This is a genomic window from Roseateles sp. (assembly GCF_047654805.1).
Lineage (GTDB): Bacteria > Pseudomonadota > Gammaproteobacteria > Burkholderiales > Burkholderiaceae_C > Pelomonas.
Map to the genome: position 1 here is coordinate 5,681,595 of NZ_JASGIV010000001.1, position 19,053 is coordinate 5,700,647.

The window sequence follows — 19,053 nt, forward strand, 5'->3', positions numbered from 1 at the left end:
GCCATGAGCAACTTCGTCTTTCCTCCGGCCGAGATTCCCAGCGCCGCGGTGCGTGGCGCCGCGGCCCGTTACGCGGTGCGACGCATCTTCTGCGTCGGCCGCAACTATGCCGATCATGCCCGTGAGATGGGCGCCGATCCGACGCGAGAGCCGCCGTTTTACTTCACGAAACCGGCTCATGCGTTGACGCCCTCGGGCGCGACGGTGCCCTATCCCACCGAGACGCGGAACTACCACTACGAGATGGAGCTGGTACTGGCCCTGGGCGCGCCGGTGTTCAAGGTCACGCCCGAGGCGGCCGTGGCGGCCATCTGGGGCTACGCCCCGGGCCTGGACATGACGCGCCGCGACCTGCAGGCCGCGGCCAAGGCGGCGGGCAAGCCGTGGGATACGGCCAAGGGCTTCGACCAGTCGGCCATCCTGGGTGAGATCGCTCGAGTGGCTGACGTCGGCCGGCTGGACAAGGGTGCCATCACGCTGGCCGTCAATGACGTCGAGAAGCAGCGCGGCGACCTGGCCGACATGATCTGGAACGCCGCCGAGATCGTTTCCAATCTTTCGCATCTCTATCACCTGCACCCTGGCGATCTGATCTACACGGGCACGCCCGCTGGCGTGGGCGCCGTTGTGCCGGGAGATGTGCTGGTGGGCCGTATCGAAGGCTTGGGTGAGGTCCGGCTGACCATCGGCCCCGCGGAGTGAATGACGATGTTTTCTTCTGAGGAGACGCTCGCGCAGGCTCGGGCCCGAAACATCCACGAGGCGCTGGCTGAGGACATCGGCCATTGCGACTGGACGGCCTTGCTGGTGCCCGCGGGCCGACGGGTGGCCGCCCAGGTGCGGGTGCGCGAGGCGGCGGTGCTGTGCGGCCGTGACTGGTTCGATGGCGTGTTCGCCGCGCTGGATGCGACGGCCCGCATCGAGTGGTCCTACGACGAGGGCGCGACGATGACGGCGGACAGCATCGTCTGCCGCATCGAGGCCGACGGCCGCGCGCTACTGAGTGCGGAGCGGCCGGCGCTGAACTTCCTGCAGCTGCTGTCTGGTACGGCGACGGTCACACGTGCCCATGTGGAAGCGGTGGCCGGTGCCAGCCCCAGCCCGCGCGGCTGCGCCATCCTCGATACGCGAAAGACTGTGCCGGGCCTGCGCCTGGCGCAGAAGTATGCGGTTCGCGTGGGCGGCGGCCAGAACCAGCGGCTTGCGCTTTACGCGGGCATCCTCATCAAGGAGAACCACATCGCTGCTGCCGGCGGCGTGGGCGAGGCGCTGCGTGCGGCGCAGGCGCTGAAGTCGGGCGTGGACATCCAGGTCGAGGTCGAGACCATCGCGCAGCTGCACGAGGCGCTGGAGGCAGGTGCGGTCAGCGTGCTGCTGGACAACTTCAGCGAGGCGCAGATGCGCGAAGCCGTGGCCGTCAATGCGGCGCGCCCGTCCCGGGCGCTGCTGGAGGTGTCGGGCGGCGTGGCGTTGGACCAGTTGCGCTGGATCGCCGCGACCGGCGTGGATCGCATCTCCATCGGGCGCCTGACCAAGGACGTCAGGGCCATCGACTATTCGATGCGGGTGCTCGGCCCGGTCTGATCAGGCGTCAAACCAAGGCTCGTTGGGCAAGTCGTCGAAGACCTTGCGCAGCCCAGCGCTCCAACCGGTGCGCAGCGCCTGGAAATAGGGGTCGTCGCGCCCGATGCGGTGCGGCGGCTTCATTGCCATCTCGAACTGGTTGGCGCGCAGCATCAGCATGTCGATGGGCAGGCCGACCGACAGGTTGGACTGAATGGTCGAGTCGAAGCTGACGAGGGTGCACTTGGCGGCCTCGTCCAGCGCCGTCGTGTCGTAGCGGATGACGCGGTCGATGATGGGCTTGCCGTACTTGCTCTCGCCGATCTGGAAGTAGGGCGTGTCTTCCGTCGCCTCGATGAAGTTGCCTTGCGGGTAGACGTGGAAGAGCCGCGGACCCTCGCCCTTGATCTGGCCGCCGATCAGCATGTTGGCGCCGAAGTCCACGCCGCCATGCTGGTCGTCGCTGTCGCGCGCGACGATCTCCTTGAGCGTGCGTCCGAGCAGCACGGCCGCGTCGTACAGCGTTGGCACGTTGAGCAAGTGCTCGCCGTCGCCGAGCAAGCGCTGGTTCAGCACGGAGATGACGGACTGCGTCGTCGCCAGGTTGCCTGCGGTCAGGATGACGATCTCGCGCTGGTGCGGGATCTGGAACTGGTACATCTTGCGGAAGCTGGCGATGTGGTCGACCCCGGCGTTGGTGCGGGTGTCGGAAGCGAACAGCAGGCCCGCGCGCAAGCGCATGGCGACGCAGTAGGTCATGGGGAAGTCCCGGCGAATGAGCTGGCGGCCATATTACGGCCGACCGTCAGCGGCGGCAGGCAACCCTGGCCGCGCAGCGTGGCCTCGACGGCGTCGTCCAGAGGCGTGTGCGGCTCGTGACCCAGCGTGGCAACGAGGCGGCTGTTGTCCATGCGCACGGGCTGCTGCCAGAGGTAGCGCATCTCGCGCATCTCCCCGAGGGTGGTGACGAAGGGTGAGGCCAGGTTCAGCAGCCACCATGGCAATGCACCGATGCGTGGTGGCCTGCCGCCGTGGCGGGCGACGACGCGCTGGATGGCTTCTGCCATTTCGCGGCCGCTGGCGTCCCAGTGGCCTGCCATGTGGAAGCTGGCGAAGTCGGGCAGCGTGTCGCGCCGCGCCAGCAGTTCGACCATGGTGCGTGCCACGTCGGGTAGGTAGGCCCATTGGTGACCCACACCGGGCGCGGCCGGGTTGCTGATCGCCGTCACTGGCTTGCCAGGCTTCACCAGTCCCTGTGAGAACCAGTTGTTGCCTGCCTTCGGCCCGAAGAAGTCGCCCGCCCTGACGATGAGTACGCGCAGGCCCGCCTCGCTGGCCGTATGCAACCGCCTTTCCATTTCGACGCGGATGGCGCCCTTGCGCGTGAGGGGCCGTTGAGGCGAATCCTCGCGCAACAGTGGGAACGAGTCGGGGCCGAAGTTGTAGACCGTCCCGGGCAGGACCAGCGTAGCGCCCTCGACCCGTGCCGCGGCGATGCTGTGCTCCAGCATGGGCAGCACGAGTCGCCCCCAGTCGCGGTAGCCGGGCGGGTTGACGGCGTGCACGACGACGCCGCAGCCCCGGGCCGCGACCGCCACATCGGCGGCATTTAGCGCGTCGCCGCGCAGCCAGTGGATGCCGTCGCGCAGCTCCTGCGTTGCCGCCAGATCGCGTTTCAGTGCCGCGACCCGCCACCCGGCGTCGCGCAGTTGCCGCGCCATTTCGCCGCCGATGCCACCGCTCGCGCCCAGCACCAGTACCGTTTCCGTCCTGCCTTGCATCACCGCTCTCCAGCCGTTGTTGATGGGCGTCATTCTGGAAACCGGCGACCCTGTTTGGAATTGCTGAAGATCGTCATGTAGCTATACATTTATGAATGACGTCGACCTTGCCTTGGGAGCTGCTGCACACCTTTCTCGGCGTGCTTCGTGAGGGTTCGCTGTCGGGTGCGGCGCGAGCTCTCGGACTGACCCAGCCCACCGTCGGCCGTCACGTCTCTGCGTTGGAGCGGGCGCTGGGGCAGCCCCTGTTCACCCGCTCGCCGACCGGCCTGCTGGCTACTGACGCGGCGTTGGCACTGCGCGGCCACGCGGAGCAGATGGAGGCTGCAGCAGCGGCGTTACAGCGGGCGGCGACGGCGCGTGGCGGCGAGGTTCGCGGCACGGTTCGCGTCACTGCCAGCGAAGTCATCGGCGTGGAGGTGTTGGCCGGCGTGTTCGCGACGTTGCGCGAGCGCCATCCGGGCCTCGTGCTGGAGCTGGCGCTGAGCAACCAGTTGCAGGACCTGCTGCGCCGAGAGGCCGACATCGCCGTGCGCATGACGCCGCCTGAGCAGGGCCAACTGGTCGCGCGGCGCATCGGCAGCATCGAGCTCGGCTTGCATGCCAGGCCGGACTATCTCGACCGCCATGGCCGGCCGGCGACGTTGGCCGAGCTGCGCAGCCATACGCTCATCGGCTTCGATGCGGTGACGCCCTTCATTCGCGCGGGCTCCTCACGCCTGGGCGGCATCGGCCGCGACAGTTTTGCGTTGCGCTGTGATTCGGACCTGGCCCAGCTGGCGCTGGTGCGCGCGGGCGCCGGCATCGGCATCTGCCAAGTGGTGCTGGCGAAACGTGAGCCGATGCTGGAGCGCGTGCTGGCGGACCAGTTCGCCTGGCCGCTGGAGACGTGGATCGCCATGCATGAGGACCTGCGCCAGAACACGCCGTGCCGGGTCGTCTTCGACGCCCTGGTGGAAGGCCTGGCACGCCATATCGGCACCTGAGGCGGCTGACGAACGCAACGGTATCGGCATGTCGAACGGCCTCGACCGAGATGCCATCGCCATCCCGCCGTTCGACGCGGAGTTCCCGTTCCAGGTACCAGTCGCTGGTGATTCGCCAGTATCCGCGGGACCTATTCGACGTCCAGCTGATGCTCGAAAGCCATGGCTGGGACGAATCGCTGCTGGACTGCTTCGTGGTCTATCTGGCGGGCCACAACCGGCCAACCCATGAGGTGCTGTTTCCGAACGAGAAGCCGCTGGTGGACGTGTTCCGTGCAGGGTTCGAGGGCATGACGACGGTATCCGTCGAGTTGAATGACCTGCTGGCGACACGACGTCGCATGCTGGAAGAGCTTCCGCGTCAACTGCTGCCTCGGGATGCTTCAGTGCGCCGGCACCGAGGCATGGCTCTGACAGAAGCTGTGAAGCTTTGAGGCAGTCCGGAGCCCTGGCCTCGAAAGCGTTCCTCTTTGATACAGCCTGGATGCATCACCATTATGGACAAAAACACTTATCTTTGTCCACAATGGTGAACATTGCATCCATTCTGGCCAAGCCAATGCCCAGCAAACCTCCCGTTATATTTCCCCAGGAGCAGCGCATGCTCGCCGCGCTGGGCGAGCGCGTGCGTCTTGCCCGGTTGCGCCGCAAGCTGACGACCACCACGGTGGCGCAGCGAGCCGGTATTTCCCGTACCTCTCTGTACAACGTCGAAGCTGGAGATCCCGGTGCAACGCTAGGCACGTATCTGCGAGTGCTTGCGGTACTCGGGTTGGACAAGGACATCGACAGGGTGGCAGGCGACGATCAGGTCGGGAGGAAGCTGCAGGATCTCCAGATGGACTCCCCGCCGAAGTCCGGACGTACTGCCGCCGCCATCAAGCGTGAGAGCGCGAAATGAGCGGTTCGGATCTGGAGGTCTGGCTCGACAGCGACCTGGACGAAATGCGTCGCGTCGGCACGCTTTCCCATGACCGGGGCCAGGTTCGCTTCAGCTACGACAAGGCGTGGATCAGGGACGCGAAGGCGTTCATGCTTGATCCGGACCTCTCCCTGGATGAACAACCCTTCTTTCCCAAGCCAGAGGCCGGGAACTTCGGCATCTTCCTGGACTCGTCGCCGGACCGTTGGGGCCAGACGCTGATGAAGAGGCGCGAGGCACTTCAGGCAAAAGATGCCAATGAGAAACCTCGAACGCTGTACGCATGGGATTACCTCATCGGTGTCCAGGACTTCACTCGGCAGGGTGCACTGCGGTTCCGAATCGAAGGCACCGACGAATTCCTTGGTAACGAGAAGATGGCGGCGCCACCGGTGACGAGCCTGCGCGAGCTGGAGTCCGTTGCAACGCTTCTGACGAGCAAGCGTATCGATGACTTTGACGCACTGCGCCGCTGGCTCGCGGTGCTCGTAGCGCCGGGCGCGTCGTTGGGCGGTGCCCGGCCCAAGGCAAACTTCTCGGAGCAGGATGGCGCGCTGTGGATCGGCAAGTTCCCATCTCGCGACGATGACCGTGACATCGGTGCCTGGGAAGCGGTGATCCATACGATGGCCGGCAAAGCTGGAATCGATGTTCCGTCCGCCAAGGTGGTCCAACTGAACAACGAGTTCCACACCTTCTGCGTCCAAAGATTCGATCGCGCGGAAGGCAAGCGGCGCTTCTACGCCTCCGCCATGACGCTGCTGCGCCGAGACCAGAGCGAGGGCGTCAGCTACCTGGAATTGGCCCAGTTCCTGAGGACGGCCGGAGATCCGGCGCACGTGGCCAGCGACCTGGAGCAACTCTTCCGCCGGGTCGCCTTCAACGTCGCGGTTGGCAATCGTGACGATCACCTCCGAAACCATGGCTTCCTGCTCAGCAAGGAAGGCTGGCGGCCTTCCCCCGCTTTCGACGTCAATCCAAACATCGACAAGGCCGAGCATGTGCTGAGCATTGACGACTCGGACAACCGACCAAGTCTGGCCACGGTGCTGACGACGGCCGAGTTCTATGGCCTCACGACGGACCGCGGTGCTGCCATTGTTGAGGACGTGGCCAGCGCGGTCGACAGGTGGGCAGATCTTGCGCGCAAGGCCGGGATCTCGGGCGCAGACATCGCGGTCACTGCGGCCGCGTTTTCAGCGCATCGAGAGTACCGCGAGAACGCCGCGAGTACGCCCGCCACGCCCGTGTCGGCAGCGCCCAAATCGCGTCGGCCGCGCGCCAGGTGAACTCGATCGCCGAGTTAGCCATCGACGCTGAATAGCGTCAGATCCCAGGGCCGGATTTGACTCGGCCCAGAGGGTCACCGTGCGCGTTTCGGGAGTACGTTTGGCTCACTTCGTATTCCCGTCGTATCCGCGCGGTGGTCGAAAAACGCAAAAGGCCTTGCAATGTGACTTGACCCAAAAGCTGCCGAGGCGCTGAACCCAAAGGTTGGCCGCTTTCGGCATGGGCGCCACAGGCCAAGAAGTTTCTCTCCCTGGGAGCGCCGCGATCCGCGGCGCCAGCGCGTGCTCTGATCCTTGGCCGAGAGTCGTCCGTTCTACTTCGCGGTGGCCGGGAGTTCTTCAACGCCATCAAGGCCTTGCGGATGCCACTCGCTGCCTGCAGCCAAAGCTTGGCCGAGAGTCCCTCCAAGCGCGCAGCGCAGCTGCCCGCCCGAAGCCCCCGAATCGCACCTTGCCAGGCCGCAGGCCGTCGCCTTGACGCTCGTTTGCGCCGTTTCCTATCCTGAGCCGGCCATGAAACTGCTGATCCTGTCGGACCTCCACCTTGAACTCGGCGGAGCCTATGCCGTGCCAGCCGACCTCGACTTCGATGTCGTCGTCCTGGCCGGCGACATCCATTGCCCCGGCAGCAAGGCCGTGCACTGGGCTCAGAAGGAGTCGACCTTCGGTGGCCGCCCCGTCATGCTGGTCGCCGGCAACCACGAGTTCTATGGCCGCGAGCTGCGGGCCGAGCTTGGTGAGATGAAGAGGGCGGCCGCCGGCAGCAACGTCCACATCCTTGACCGCGAGCACCTGGATCTCGATGGCGTACGGTTCGTCGGCTGCACGCTGTGGACCGATTTCCAGTTGCCGGTGCAGCTGCCAGGGGGCAGCTCGGAGGTCAACCTGGACAGGGCCTTGTTCGATGCCAGGGAGCGCATGAGCGACTACCGACAGATCAAGCTGACGTCACCTTTGCGGAGTGCCAATCACAGCCAAGAGCATCGCCGGCTGCTGCAGCCGGAGGACACGTTGGCGATGCACGGGATCGACCGCGACTGGCTGCACCACCAACTGCTGGAGCCATTCGACGGCCCGACGGTCGTGGTGACCCATCACGCGCCGGCGGCGTCGTCGGTAGCCGAGCGGTACGCGCAGGACTGGCTCACACCGTCCTTCGTCAGCGCGTTGCCGGCCAGCTTCTTCGAGCGGCCTCAGCTCTGGGTGCATGGGCACACCCACTCGCCGTTCGACTACGTCGAGGGCAGCTGCCGGGTGGTCTCGAATCCGAGGGGGTATCGGATGGGCGACGGCGGCTCTGAGAACCGCCAGTTTGATCGTGGCTTCGTCGTTCACGTGGCGTGAGGACGGATGTCATGGAAACGAACAGATGCCAGCCAGTGCTATGGCCCTTGCAGCCGATCGGCATCGGCACACCGGATGCCGAGTCGGCGGAAAGCTATACATGGCGATTGGCGGACGCGCACGGCGTGCCGTGGCAGACGCTGCACAAGTTCATCAATAGCCAAGGGCCGGAGATATACAAGGATCTGCGCGGGCAACTTCCGTAGCTCGACGCGCCGACGCTTCAGGCAGCTGCGTACATGCAGCGGGTGCCGTGTTCACAGTGGTGGCGACCTGAAGGTGTTCACGAAGCATTTCGTCTTGACGACGGGAAGCTGACTTCCGCGGTTCAAGCTGTGGCCTGGTGCGTCTCTCACCCCCTTCATGGCATGCGCCTCAGAATGGTGGTTCCTGCCAACAGAGAACCCTTCCGGATGACTCACTCAGACGCTCAAGCCCCGGTCGCCGAAAGCCTGTCCAACCAAGTCGTGTCAAGAGTCGCGATGGCTCTTTCCCCGACTCGTCGCAGGCGGCGGGACCGAGTTCAGCGCTTCGAGGAGCAGATGCGCGCGATCGACGAAATCTCCAAAATCAATAAGCGTGCTTTGCCCTCCTTTTGTCGCGCAGTCGCGCGACCGCTGCAAGCGCGTCGGCTAGCGAAGGCGCTTCAATACCCTGTACATGAAGTCAGCATTTCTGCCGAGTTCGACGAGATGTTCTTTTCCAGCTTCCGGCCCATCGCACCGGACGGCCGATCTTTGTACGACCTTACGCGTCGACAAGACGATGAGCCGAAGGTCCGGCATCGGCTCCAGCTAGGACGGGATGCGCTCTTGCCATGGCCGTGGCACCGTGATCGGCTCGTGAACACCTTGTCAACGATTGGCCGGTCGAAGGGGGCTAGCGCTTGGCGGAGCGACCACAACCACCAAGTGCAACTAGTTCTGCCTTTCGGTCTCGCGTTCGTCCTAGGCGGCAATCATTCGATCGCGGCGGGGGTCGTGGACGGGGAAGGCGAAGTGGTCGCGGACGCTCGAGACATCAGCGCCGCATACCATCACGTCTTCTATGACGGCTGCGAGTTCCGACGGAAGCACGACGGAACAGGGCTAAGCGCGCCAACGGAAGAGGAGCCCGGCGTTCTTTTCGAACTGGGACGCCGCATGCTGGAACTCGGCGTCGAATACGACGCGCCGGCAGTGTAGGGCCCGGGAGTGCCATCAACTTTTGCAGATGGTGGCCTGGGTGATGGTCGATCTGTCGGGGAGGCCCAGGCGGGCGCTCGATGCGCGCGTGCTGCGATACGGGCATCTGGTGCAGGATTCCAGGCACTTGCCGCGTAGCTATCTGAAACCGAATTGCTCATGCGTCGTCGCGACACAGGGCCCAGATAGTTACCGCGCCGGAAACGACGATTTGCCCGCAGTTGCAGTGCGAAGCCCATGAAGACGCCTTTCCAGGGATATTCACGCATCACAGTCCAAGCCCCCAAGGCTGAAATACTGAACATGGGAGGAAATGATGGCGTTGTACCTTCTCAAGCCTATTCTGTGGAACACCCGCAACTACATCGGCCCGTCCGGTGTCCGGGCCTCAAGAGAGAGCTATCCGGGCCAGAACGGCTTCGGCCACGAGGAGTGGAACAACTCGCCCAACATGGCGTTTTCCGAGGGGAAGCTACGCTTCCGCGCGTTTCATACTGAGGGAGTCAAGAAAGCTCCGGTTGACGAGTACGCAGGCCAGTGCTTCGTCATGATGATCGCCACCCACGGCGGTATCCAACAACTGGTGGGCGTCGCGGGGAATGCCATGTACCTTGGCGATATCAAGCACGAGGCCGAGCGTAAGCGCATTGCCAAAATGCTCGACATCAAGGATCTCTGGCGGGATGCTTGGGCGCTACCTGGTGTCAAGGACCGCTTCCAGCAGGACGAAGCCAGTTTTCGCCGCCGGTTCAGTGGTGAATTGACGTGGGTACCCAACTGGATCTGCCCTGACGAATACTTTCTCTGGTTCAGCGAACCGGTGACCCTTAATGCGCAATCCATCCTTGGCAGCAATTGGCTGCCAAAGATGTTCAGTGGCTACAAGGCACTGGAGCACGATGAAGCTGCGACGGTCATGAACAGCGTGCCCGGCGACCAGCGATCGAAAAAGTGGGAGCGGCTGATGGACGCCATGCTCAGCGCACCGCGTGAGCGGGTACCGCCGTCAACTGGCGAAAATGACGACGCCCCTGCCACCACCCGTTTGATGAGCATCCTCGCCCGGGTCGGCCAGGGCAGTTTCCGCGACGCGCTATTGGCGAAGTGGGGCGGCAGCTGCGCTGTTACTGGGCTGACTTGTCCTGAGCTGCTGCGAGCGTCACATGTGAAGCCATGGTCAAGTTCCACTCGGCGTGAACGACTTGATCCGTGCAACGGACTGCTGCTGGCAGCTCATCTCGATGCCCTCTTCGACAAGGGGTTGATCTCATTCGACGACGCCGGGAGGATGTTGCTCTCGTCGCGCCTCCAGAGCGACGAGCGTACGCACTTTGGTCTGCCTAAGGGCCTGAGGAAGAAGCCCGATGATTCGTTGAGTGCCTATCTCGCACACCATCGTGACAAGCTGTTTGTTGCGTAGGAGTGAGACGGGTTCTAGACGCTATGGGAAGCCCCCATCGGGCACCTGCCATGGCCGACGATGAGACCGCGCCTTGCAATCATCTAGGCACGTCGCGCTGCAGTGCTTCGCCGATGGCCAGCTGCAGTGCCGCGGCCCTATAGCGACCGAGCAGCCGCATCAGCGCGGCGGTGATCGTGCTTAGGTTGTCGCCGCGCTCGGCGGCGCGCTGCAGCAACTGGGCGCCGGCGTTGTTCAGGGCGGATTGGGTATGCAAAAGACAACGTTGCCTCCAACAGCCACGGTGTCGTCAAAGCTGACGATGTGTGCTTCCAGTGCCGCAGCTACAAGAGCCGGTCCGACACGCCTTTGCGGAGACCGCCATGAACCCTGCATCGCTTCGCTCCCGGCTTGTGCTGCCTTGCACTCTGACGCTGGCCGCTTGCGCCAGCAATCCGTACATCGAGCGCACCCGGCCCGGGCCGGAGCTAAAGCCCGGCAACCTGGACTACGCCATCGCCTATGCCGATGCGAGCTACGACGCCTACGAGAGCAAGCTCGGCGAGGAATTCCGGCGCCAGCAGGCGCTCAGCACCGGGCTGCTGGGCATCGGCGCGGCGATGCTGGGGGCGGGCATCGGTTCGGCGCACAGGGACGTGATCGTTGGCCTGTCGCTGACCGGCGGCGTGGCCTACCAGCTCGGCTCGTGGAACAGCAACCAGGGCCGGCTGGGCATCTACCTGGAAGGCATGAAGGCGCTGAGCTGCGCCAAGATGGCCGTTGCGCCGCTGCGCTTGAGCAAGGACTCAGTCACGGCGATGGAGAAGGCCCGCGAGCACTCGATCCAGGCGATTGACGGTGTTGCCAGCGCCGCGGCGCTGACCACCCAGGCTCTAGCGAGCAGCAGCAACGCCGACCTGATCCAGGCCGCGCGTGCTGAGCTGGCCGAACTGAAGCCGCAGCTCGATCAGGCCAACGCGCTGCTGGGCCTGGCCGCGGGCATGGCCCAACGGGTGGACGGTGCCGGCGCCATGCTGGAGACCAAGGTCGACCAGATCCGCGCACTGATCGACGGCGCGCTGAACAACACGCTCGCGCAGCTGAGCGCGCTGCCCCAGCTGATCGGCAGCATCTCCAGCTACGCCAATGTGTTCGCGCCGGGGCTCAAGCTCGATGCGATGTTCGCGAGCCGGATTTCAGCCTTCAATCCGCCGTCAGCATCCGGTGGCGCCAAGGCTGAAAGCCGAACGGAGAAGACAGGCGCCGCGACACCGCCGGCGGACCTGGGCGCCGCGCTGGGCCAGTTACGCGCCGCGCGCATCCGCCTGGCCAGCAGCGCGGCCCAGCTCGCCGGCGCCACGGACCGGCCTGTCGCCCAGGCGGTGCAGGATCTCAAGGGCTGCGGCGTCGACGATGCCAAGCTCGGCCACGCGCTGGCGCTAGACCGCAGCACGCTGAGCTTCGTCGCCGGCGAGGCCGGCACGGCGGTGGTGAGCATCAGTGGCGGCACCACGCCCTACAGCGTCTCGCTGCTCGATGCGCCGGCCAAGGGCCTGACCGTCATGGCGCCGGCCGGTGGCGCGGTCGTCACCGTGGTGGCCGATGCCAGTACCGTGGCGGGCAAGAGCTACTCGATCCGGGTGGAAGACAGCACTCATGCCAGCGCGCTGTTGACCGTGCAGATCCAGGCCGCGGCCGGCGGCGATGCCGGGGCCCAGTCCGCCTTGGCCAGCTGCACTGGCATCGAGAAGCTCAGTCGCCCGGAGGCTTGCCTGCTGCAAAGCGTGCTGGGCGTGACGGTGGACGGCGCGGCAGGTACAAACACCTGCGCGGCCCTGAAGAAGAATTTCCCCTCGGCCGGGGGCTGGAGCGCCGTACAGGCGGCCGTCGCCAAGCAGAAGGGGCTGAGCGCCTGGCCCACCGATGCGAACACGATCTACCAGCACCTGAGTCAGGGCGAGGTCGATGCCTGCAAGAAGAGTAGCTCGGCCGCCCAGCCGGTGAACGCGACGCCAAGCCAGGGCCTGGGCCCTGTGCCGGCAGACCCGGCCGCGGCGCGCAATGAGGTGGAGAAGCGCATGAGCCCCGATGACATCGCTCACGTTGGCGCCGCCCTGGGCCTGACTGCGCCAGCGCGGACATTCACGCCCGGTCTGCGCGATGCGTTGATGGCCTATCAGCGCCAGGCCCAGCGCCCGGCCAGCGGCAGTTTCGACAAGGACAGCCTGGCGGAGCTGCTGAAGAAGGCCGCGGGAGCGAAATGATGGCCGCGCAAGGAGGCAGCAAGATCCGCAACGCCCGGCTGGGCGCCGAAGGCACGCTGGCCTGCCTGGTGCAGGCCCGCGGCGCCCCCGCGCGCCGCTACCTGCTCAGCGCAGCGCACGTACTCTGCCCCAGCGGCTTCGGCGCGCGCGGCGACAGCATCGAGGCCGACCTTGGCGCCGGCCAGTGGCAGACGGTGGCGACGCTGGCCGACTGGACCCGGTTGAGCCCGATCCCCGGCGCCCAGCAGAGCTACGACGCGGCCATCGCCGAGATCACGAATCCGGCGCTGGTCAGCCCCGACATCGCCGGCATCGGCCACGCGCCGACGGGCCTGGCCGGCTTCATCTACCCCGGCATGTCGGTGCAGGTCAGTGGCGCCTTCAGCGGCCGGCTGATGAGCGGCTCGGTGCACTCGATCGACCGGGCCGTCAGCCTGGTCTACGAGGATCCCTTCGACCAGCACGAGTTCACGATGGATTTCAAGGGCCAGACGCTCTACGGCCAGCAGGGCTCGCCCTGGCAGCCGATAACGCAGGCCGGCGACAGCGGCGCGCTGGTGCTGGACGCCTTCGGCCAGGGCCTGGGCCTCCACATCGCCGCCACGGCCGCCAGCTTCGGCGTGACGGCCAGCGTCTTCAGCCCGCTGCGCAACGTGCTGGACCAGCTCGACGTGGACCTCGTGACCACGCCCGGCGTGGCCCCGGCCGGCGCGCCGGACCCGACGACACTTAACGCTCAGGGAGATAAGCAGTTCGGCATCAAGATCCTGCCGCTACTGGCGTTGCACCAGTGCTTCGAGGGGAGCGTGAAATGGCAGCTCACGCCGCAAGGCCTGCGCGTGGATGGACTGCTCGACCGCACCGGCGGCGAGCCGGTGACGGTGGCCCGGGTCTGGCGGGATTTCGGCACGGACATCTGCGACTGGGCCACGCAGTACCGCGTGCCGGCCGAGCTGATAGTCGCGACGATCTGCACCGAGAGCAACGGTGACCGTAACGTGCCCTCGCGCCCGGAGTCGGAGGGCCGGCTGTCGGCCGGGCTGATGCAGACGCTGATCGGCACGGCCCAGCAGATGCTCGGCAGCGGTGTGACCGTGGACGAGGGCTGGCTGCGCACCCCGCGCAATGGCATCCAGGCCGGTACGGCCTGCATCGCCGGCTGGCGCGGCCGGTCCGCCTACGACCCGCCACTGGTGGCCTGCGTCTACAACGCCGGCGGCATCTACCAGAACGACGGCACCCTCAACCGCTGGAAGCTCAAGCAGTACCCGATCGGCACGGGCCAACACGTGGACCGTTTCGTCCAGTGGTTCAACGACTGCTTCGCCCATCTCGAAGCAACCGCTGGTGCGCCGCTCGCCACTGGCACGCCCAGCTTCTGGCAACTCTTGAGGTGATGCCATGTGGACACGAAAAGCACTGCTGCTGCCCGCCTTCGCGCTCACAGGCTGGCTGTTCGCCGCGGCGGCCCTTGCCGCGGACCGCTGCAGCCCGCTGGCGGAACTCGCTGCCGGCACGGCGATCGAGTTCCGCGCCGGCGACTCCGACGCCTCGATGCGCCTGGAGGCCCGTCTTTCGCAGGATCTCGTGCTGACCCTGCCCGTCGGCAGCGCCAGCGATGGCGTGCTGGCCACCGACAGCCTCGCGGTGCGCGGCATCCCGCTGGGCCTGGCGCCGCTGGAGGGCGTGGTGCTGAGGCTGGACGGCGGTTCTGGCGCGCTGGTGGCCCATGTGGGCACCCAGCGCCTGCTTATCGCGAACGACAAGGGCATACCCCAGGATGTCGACAAGAACCCGCTGATGCTGGTGCCCGATCCGGTCGAGGCGAACAGCTTCAGCATCCTCAAGGGCGCCCGCCTCACGGTCACCGAGGGTACGAAGGTGCGCGTCAGCGCTGGCACGCTGCTGCGCTGGAGCCCGGAGCCCGGTGCGCCGCTGAAGGCCCGCCTGGCCCGCGGTCAGCGCTTCAACACCAGCGCCACTGCGCAGGAAGCGCCGACCTTCACTCTCGGTCCCACGCGCCAGGCCGGTGGCGGCAAGCTCACGTTGAAGCTGAGCACGCGGCAGCTGGACCTGAGCAAGAGCAAGCCCACCTTCTGCCTGGTCGGCCCTGCGGGCGATCGACCCGCCCGCGTGCTGGACGCCCGCTTCCTGCAGCAGCAGGGTGACGTGGCGAGCTACGAGCTGACAGTGCCGGAACCTGGCGAGCTCACAGCCCTGGACCTGCAGCGCGACCTGCTCACCCGGCCGGCTCGGGTCCGCGCGCTGGTCTACTCGCCCGAAGGTTTGGTGGTGCTGGATACGCACGCCGAGCTGGCGCTCAGCGATCCACGCTGGGCAGTCGGCTTCGCCACCGGCATGCTGGTGCTGGTCTACCTCGTGTTCGCCTGGTTCATGAGTACCGGCAACCCGTTGGCCATGGTGCGGCAGCTGATCGTGCAGCCGTCCACCGGGCGCTACAGCGTCTCCAACCTGCAGATCCTGCTGTGGACGCTGCTGGTGATCTTCGCGCTGAGCTTTTCATGGTGGACCACCGACGGTCTGATGGAGCTGCGGCCCGACATCCTGCAACTGCTGGGCATCGCCGGCGGCGCCAGCGTGCTTGGGCGCAGCGTGCAGAGCATGGGCGCGCCGCCCGTGCCGGCCGCGCCGACCGGCCCCTCGGCCAAGGACCTGGTGGCCACCGCGGATGGCCAGGGCGTGGACTTGCTGCGCATGCAGATGCTCGGCTTCACGATCTTTTCGCTGGCCTATGCGCTGATCTCGGTGCTGCGCAGCCAGGGCCTGCCCGAGCTGCCGCAGAGCCTCTTCTGGCTGATGGGCCTGGGCAATGCGGCCTATGTGGCCGGCAAAGTGCCGGACGCGCTGGGCAGCTCGGCAAGCGCGGCACCGGCGCCTCCCACATCGTTGACATCGTTCGAGGCCGGACTCTCCGCTTCGCGAATCCAGGCGATGCAGCGGGTATTGAACGTGGCGACCAGCGGCACCATCGACGCCTCTACCCGTCAGGCCGTCGTCGACTACATGCAGAAGAACGGGCTCTACCCCGCTGGCTCGATCAGCGAGCCGCTGCTGGCGAAGCTGGGCGTGTGAAGGCCAGCCTACTTAAACAACGCCTTGATTTGAACTCAATGTCGGGTTTCGCCAATAGATCTCGTTCCTTGAGATGGAGGAACAACGGACCGCGCAGACATCACGAAGGCAGCGATGCCGGGGCTGTCTCGCGGTCGCCCACCGCCAGGTTCGACATTAATCAGAGAAGAAGAGAGGCGCATGCAAGCAATCTTGGAGACCCGTGCTCGGGGTGCCGAGCAACTCAAGAATCCGGAGAACGTCCGGGCTGCAGTTCTGGGGCTGATGCGGATCACGCTTCAGCACGCTTGCGTTGTGCTGGGCGAGTGGATCGCCAACACGCTTCGAGCAGACCCCTCCAAGCTTCAGAACTTCACCGGCGTCGACCTGAAGGACTTTGTCGCCCCCGCTGACGGCGACCTGGTCAGTTTGCTGTCCGAGCTCCTTGTGGCGGTCGAGAATATGGGTTGGAAGTCGGCCGGTCGTCACTACTGGGAGACAGTGCCACTGTCGGACCCGCTCAAGCGCCTTGTCGGAAAGCCCAAGGCGAACGTTGAAACCGTCCTGCTAGCGTTCGTACGAGAGCGCAACGACGGCGTCGAGGGACACGGCTTGCCTGGTGACTACGATCCCGAATCGGACGTGGCCGTCATCAGAAGCCTGATCACTCGAGCCGCGCCGTTCCTGCCAACTGTGGCTGACGATGGCGAGGCGCTCCTTATCCCATCGCTCGGTGGCCGTGAAGGCACGCCCCTGAAAACGCTGAAGCTCTATGGCGGCGACCCTATCTGCTACCGCCGCCTGACTGCGACGTCCGGCGGCAAGATCCGGGTCGAAGCCCAGATCTCTCGTGCGCTCCTCAAGCGCGAGGGCGTAATCTTCGAAGTCCCGAACTTGCTCTTGGAGCTTCCGGCGCGGTCGTCGCCCGAGTACTCCATCGCTGAGCCCAGTTGGGAGCCGGACTGGAGACCATTCGTTCTAATTCCTGATCGCTTGGCGACGATCCAGGAGTTCACGGGGCGCTCGACCGAGCTGTCAGCGCTGGAAGAGTGGGCGGACGACATGGACTCACGTCGGTGCATGGTGCACGGCGACGGTGGCATGGGCAAGACCACGCTGGTCATCGAGTTCCTGCATCGGCTCATAGAAGGTGAGACCGAGGTCAAATGGCGGCCCGAGCTGATCACCTTCTACACGGCGAAGAAGACGCGGTGGGGCCTGCAGGGGCTTGAGCATATCTCGGCGCAGGATGTCGGGGTTGCCGACGTCGCTGTCGAGATCGCACGCCTGCACTCAACGAAGCCGCTGGATCGCTCCTGGTACGACAAGAGCCCGAAGGAGGTCGTCGCGAAGCTTGCCGGCCTGCAGGCCGGGATGCGGATCAAGCGTGATGACCATCTGATAATCCTCGACAACACCGAGACGATGGCCAAGAACGAGGCAGACATCAAGGCTCTCGGTGCCCAGATCAACGAGCTTAGCAAGCACGTCGGCCGGGTGATCCTTACCTCGCGGCGCCGTGAGCAGATCGAAGCGTTCCCCATCCCCACGGAGAGCTGGACGCCCGACGAAGGGCTGGAGTTCCTAAAGAAGCGCGGGCGCACGCTCAAATGCCAGTCCATCATCCAGGCTGGCGCAGCGACCCTCCGGAGCCATTCCAAGGCGCTCAACAACAAGCCGATCGCGCTGGAAGTCTTCGCTCAGGCCGCCTCCGCGCCCGGCGAAAGCCTCGAACGTGCGTTCGAGCGCGTGCAGCGGATGCAGCGTCACGATCTGGGCCAATTCCTTTACGACGACGCTTGGAGCCGCCTTGCACCCGAGATGCGCCATGTGATGCTGCTCATGAACCGCATCGGCGACGTGATCGACCAGTACATCATCCAACTGTGCTGCCGGGTCGCAAACGTGAACGTGGCGGCTGCGAGCGAGGCCATCGAGGAGAGCAAGGGTATCGGGACGGTGACAAAGATTCAGGGGATCCTGCAAGTTGCCTTCAACCCGGAATTCTCGAATTACTGTGCTGAGCGCACCGAACTGCTGGATGGCAAGACCGTGCCGACCGAGGAGGACACGAACTGGGTTCAAAGACGGTATCGGGAGTTTGTCGCCGATGCCTCCACCCAAGTGCGCGATCGAAATACTCGGGCCTTCGTGGTTCCCTCTGCGCGCGCTGCGTGGAAGAGTTTCCAGGACGGAAACATCGATCAAGCCTTCCAGCACTACGCTGCTGCCTGTACTGAGGATCCCGACAACGGCTACCTCTACGACCGGTTCGCCTACGCTCTGTTCAGCCAGCGGCGGTACCCGGAGGCGCTCGAGAAGGCCAAGCGGGCGACCGTGTTGCTCGCCGAAGAGCCCGAGGCCTGGTTCACCCGCGGCATGATCGAAGCCCGGCTGGGACGCGCGCCCGAGGCGCTCAAAGACCTGGATCGGGCCGAGTCTCTCGGCAAGCCGAGGCATCTCTGCGAACTGCAGCGTGCTTATGCGTACGTTTATTCAGATCCGAAGGACGTCGATAGTGCTCGCAAGTGCATCGAGCACGCCCTCAAGCATGCTCCAAGAGACAGGTTCCTCGACCGATTCGCGTCCGAAGCGACTGCGTTCAAGAACCGCTGGCTGCGGGACTAGTAGGTAAGCGTCCAGTCCGACCAAGAACTCTTTGAAGGGGGCGTGAGTGCGAACGACACTCGGCCTGCCACGAGGCTATGCGCGAGCAAAGCCGAAGTACGCGCAGGATCAGAAGCAGGCAGCCGTCGAGCACTATCTTGGCCATGGTTCGGCCATATATGCGGATAGGTCCAACAGGGTCTCCTCAGAATTCAACCTCTTTACCTCAACTAGGTTGAAAGATCGAACCGGTCTGCAGCGTTCATAGATCTTCATGCGAATAATCAAAGATTCCGCATAATTGTTTTATTTTACTGACGCAGTAAGGCTGAGCGAGCGAAACATTTTGTAGGAACGAACAGTGCGCATCAATGAATCGATCCAACTGCGAGGCAGCATGAAGGTCGCTGTGCGGTGTTTGAACCACCATGGGGAAAAAACGAGGACTACAAGACAAGGCAGTTCATTACAGTGGCCATCAAACGGACAAGCAAAACCAAGAAGCCGCCTCAAACAATTCAGGGAGAACACATGTCTTCTACGCGAAGCGTCGCCGCGCCTCCGTTCCGAGTCCATCTTTCGACGTCCCTTGGGTGCGCCCCAATCCCGAGGTCGTTTTCGGCACTTCGTTGAGAGGCGTCG

At 65.0% G+C, this 19,053-nt stretch carries 17 protein-coding genes; 14 read left to right on the top strand and 3 right to left on the bottom strand.

Going from position 1 to position 19,053, the window contains the following annotated elements; genetic code table 11:
- Positions 1-3: 3 nt before the first annotated feature.
- On the top strand, positions 4-702 hold the full coding sequence (locus tag QM732_RS25750) for a fumarylacetoacetate hydrolase family protein (RefSeq protein ID WP_415658931.1): 699 nt from the start codon (positions 4-6) through the stop codon (positions 700-702).
- Between the two features lie 6 nt (positions 703-708).
- Positions 709-1,584, top strand: coding sequence for a carboxylating nicotinate-nucleotide diphosphorylase (gene nadC, locus QM732_RS25755; protein ID WP_415658932.1), 876 nt, complete (start codon positions 709-711; stop codon positions 1,582-1,584).
- On the opposite strand, the gene QM732_RS25760 is transcribed toward nadC, so the two are convergent.
- Both QM732_RS25760 and QM732_RS25765 read right to left on the bottom strand, forming a co-directional pair.
- Complete coding sequence (locus QM732_RS25760; protein ID WP_415658933.1) at positions 1,585-2,322, bottom strand: peptidase; 738 nt, start codon at positions 2,320-2,322, stop codon at positions 1,585-1,587.
- Positions 2,319-3,344: an NAD-dependent epimerase/dehydratase family protein gene (locus tag QM732_RS25765; protein ID WP_415658934.1), complete on the bottom strand. Its 1,026-nt coding sequence runs from the start codon at positions 3,342-3,344 to the stop codon at positions 2,319-2,321. The genes QM732_RS25760 and QM732_RS25765 overlap by 4 nt, the downstream gene beginning before the upstream one ends.
- A 95-nt stretch (positions 3,345-3,439) precedes the next feature.
- On the opposite strand from QM732_RS25765, the gene QM732_RS25770 reads away from it, so the two are divergent.
- The 8 genes from QM732_RS25770 to QM732_RS25805 all read left to right on the top strand — a co-directional run bounded on the left by QM732_RS25770 (position 3,440) and on the right by QM732_RS25805 (position 10,489).
- A complete protein-coding gene (locus QM732_RS25770; protein ID WP_415658935.1) occupies positions 3,440-4,330 on the top strand; it encodes a LysR family transcriptional regulator in 891 nt (296 codons plus the stop codon).
- A 107-nt stretch (positions 4,331-4,437) separates the two neighbouring features.
- Complete coding sequence (locus QM732_RS25775; RefSeq protein ID WP_415658936.1) at positions 4,438-4,764, top strand: nucleotidyl transferase AbiEii/AbiGii toxin family protein; 327 nt, start codon at positions 4,438-4,440, stop codon at positions 4,762-4,764.
- Positions 4,765-4,931: 167 nt separating this feature from the next.
- Positions 4,932-5,231, top strand: coding sequence for a helix-turn-helix transcriptional regulator (locus tag QM732_RS25780; RefSeq protein WP_415658937.1), 300 nt, complete (start codon positions 4,932-4,934; stop codon positions 5,229-5,231).
- The gene (locus QM732_RS25785) at positions 5,228-6,541 is read left to right on the top strand and encodes a type II toxin-antitoxin system HipA family toxin (RefSeq protein WP_415658938.1); all 1,314 of its coding nucleotides are present in this window, start codon (positions 5,228-5,230) and stop codon (positions 6,539-6,541) included. Before QM732_RS25780 ends, QM732_RS25785 begins: the two co-directional genes overlap by 4 nt.
- 513 nt (positions 6,542-7,054) lie before the next feature.
- Complete coding sequence (locus tag QM732_RS25790) at positions 7,055-7,885, top strand: metallophosphoesterase (protein ID WP_415658939.1); 831 nt, start codon at positions 7,055-7,057, stop codon at positions 7,883-7,885.
- A gap of 11 nt (positions 7,886-7,896) precedes the next feature.
- Positions 7,897-8,091 carry a hypothetical protein gene (locus QM732_RS25795; RefSeq protein WP_415658940.1) on the top strand — a complete coding sequence of 65 codons (195 nt, stop codon included), beginning with the start codon at positions 7,897-7,899 and terminating at the stop codon, positions 8,089-8,091.
- 276 nt (positions 8,092-8,367) lie between these two features.
- The gene (locus QM732_RS25800) at positions 8,368-9,069 is read left to right on the top strand and encodes a DUF6710 family protein (protein ID WP_415658941.1); all 702 of its coding nucleotides are present in this window, start codon (positions 8,368-8,370) and stop codon (positions 9,067-9,069) included.
- A gap of 316 nt (positions 9,070-9,385) precedes the next feature.
- Entirely contained in the window at positions 9,386-10,489 is a 1,104-nt protein-coding gene (locus tag QM732_RS25805; protein ID WP_415658942.1) for an HNH endonuclease, read from the top strand.
- A gap of 79 nt (positions 10,490-10,568) precedes the next feature.
- Here QM732_RS25805 and QM732_RS25810 read toward each other — a convergent pair whose 3' ends face one another.
- Positions 10,569-10,745: a hypothetical protein gene (locus QM732_RS25810; protein WP_415658943.1), complete on the bottom strand. Its 177-nt coding sequence runs from the start codon at positions 10,743-10,745 to the stop codon at positions 10,569-10,571.
- 106 nt (positions 10,746-10,851) lie between these two features.
- Here QM732_RS25810 and QM732_RS25815 point away from each other — a divergent pair, with 106 nt between their 5' ends.
- From QM732_RS25815 to QM732_RS25830, 4 genes are all read left to right on the top strand, one after another.
- Positions 10,852-12,732 carry a hypothetical protein gene (locus QM732_RS25815; protein ID WP_415658944.1) on the top strand — a complete coding sequence of 627 codons (1,881 nt, stop codon included), beginning with the start codon at positions 10,852-10,854 and terminating at the stop codon, positions 12,730-12,732.
- Entirely contained in the window at positions 12,732-14,129 is a 1,398-nt protein-coding gene (locus tag QM732_RS25820) for a transglycosylase SLT domain-containing protein (protein WP_415658945.1), read from the top strand. The genes QM732_RS25815 and QM732_RS25820 overlap by 1 nt, the downstream gene beginning before the upstream one ends.
- 4 nt (positions 14,130-14,133) lie before the next feature.
- Positions 14,134-15,825 (top strand): hypothetical protein, encoded by a 1,692-nt coding sequence (locus QM732_RS25825; protein ID WP_415658946.1) that lies wholly within the window; start codon positions 14,134-14,136, stop codon positions 15,823-15,825.
- 180 nt (positions 15,826-16,005) lie between these two features.
- Positions 16,006-18,432: a hypothetical protein gene (locus QM732_RS25830; RefSeq protein ID WP_415658947.1), complete on the top strand. Its 2,427-nt coding sequence runs from the start codon at positions 16,006-16,008 to the stop codon at positions 18,430-18,432.
- Positions 18,433-19,053: the final 621 nt, after the last annotated feature.

Coding starts and splice junctions, on each gene's coding strand:
- QM732_RS25750 (WP_415658931.1), top strand. CDS start 4: ATGAGCAACTTCGTCTTTCCTCCGGCCGAGATTCCCAGCGCCGCGGTG.
- nadC (WP_415658932.1), top strand. CDS start 709: ATGTTTTCTTCTGAGGAGACGCTCGCGCAGGCTCGGGCCCGAAACATC.
- QM732_RS25760 (WP_415658933.1), bottom strand. CDS start 2,322: ATGACCTACTGCGTCGCCATGCGCTTGCGCGCGGGCCTGCTGTTCGCT.
- QM732_RS25765 (WP_415658934.1), bottom strand. CDS start 3,344: ATGCAAGGCAGGACGGAAACGGTACTGGTGCTGGGCGCGAGCGGTGGC.
- QM732_RS25770 (WP_415658935.1), top strand. CDS start 3,440: ATGACGTCGACCTTGCCTTGGGAGCTGCTGCACACCTTTCTCGGCGTG.
- QM732_RS25780 (WP_415658937.1), top strand. CDS start 4,932: ATGCTCGCCGCGCTGGGCGAGCGCGTGCGTCTTGCCCGGTTGCGCCGC.
- QM732_RS25785 (WP_415658938.1), top strand. CDS start 5,228: ATGAGCGGTTCGGATCTGGAGGTCTGGCTCGACAGCGACCTGGACGAA.
- QM732_RS25790 (WP_415658939.1), top strand. CDS start 7,055: ATGAAACTGCTGATCCTGTCGGACCTCCACCTTGAACTCGGCGGAGCC.
- QM732_RS25795 (WP_415658940.1), top strand. CDS start 7,897: ATGGAAACGAACAGATGCCAGCCAGTGCTATGGCCCTTGCAGCCGATC.
- QM732_RS25800 (WP_415658941.1), top strand. CDS start 8,368: ATGGCTCTTTCCCCGACTCGTCGCAGGCGGCGGGACCGAGTTCAGCGC.
- QM732_RS25805 (WP_415658942.1), top strand. CDS start 9,386: ATGGCGTTGTACCTTCTCAAGCCTATTCTGTGGAACACCCGCAACTAC.
- QM732_RS25815 (WP_415658944.1), top strand. CDS start 10,852: ATGAACCCTGCATCGCTTCGCTCCCGGCTTGTGCTGCCTTGCACTCTG.
- QM732_RS25820 (WP_415658945.1), top strand. CDS start 12,732: ATGGCCGCGCAAGGAGGCAGCAAGATCCGCAACGCCCGGCTGGGCGCC.
- QM732_RS25825 (WP_415658946.1), top strand. CDS start 14,134: ATGTGGACACGAAAAGCACTGCTGCTGCCCGCCTTCGCGCTCACAGGC.
- QM732_RS25830 (WP_415658947.1), top strand. CDS start 16,006: ATGCAAGCAATCTTGGAGACCCGTGCTCGGGGTGCCGAGCAACTCAAG.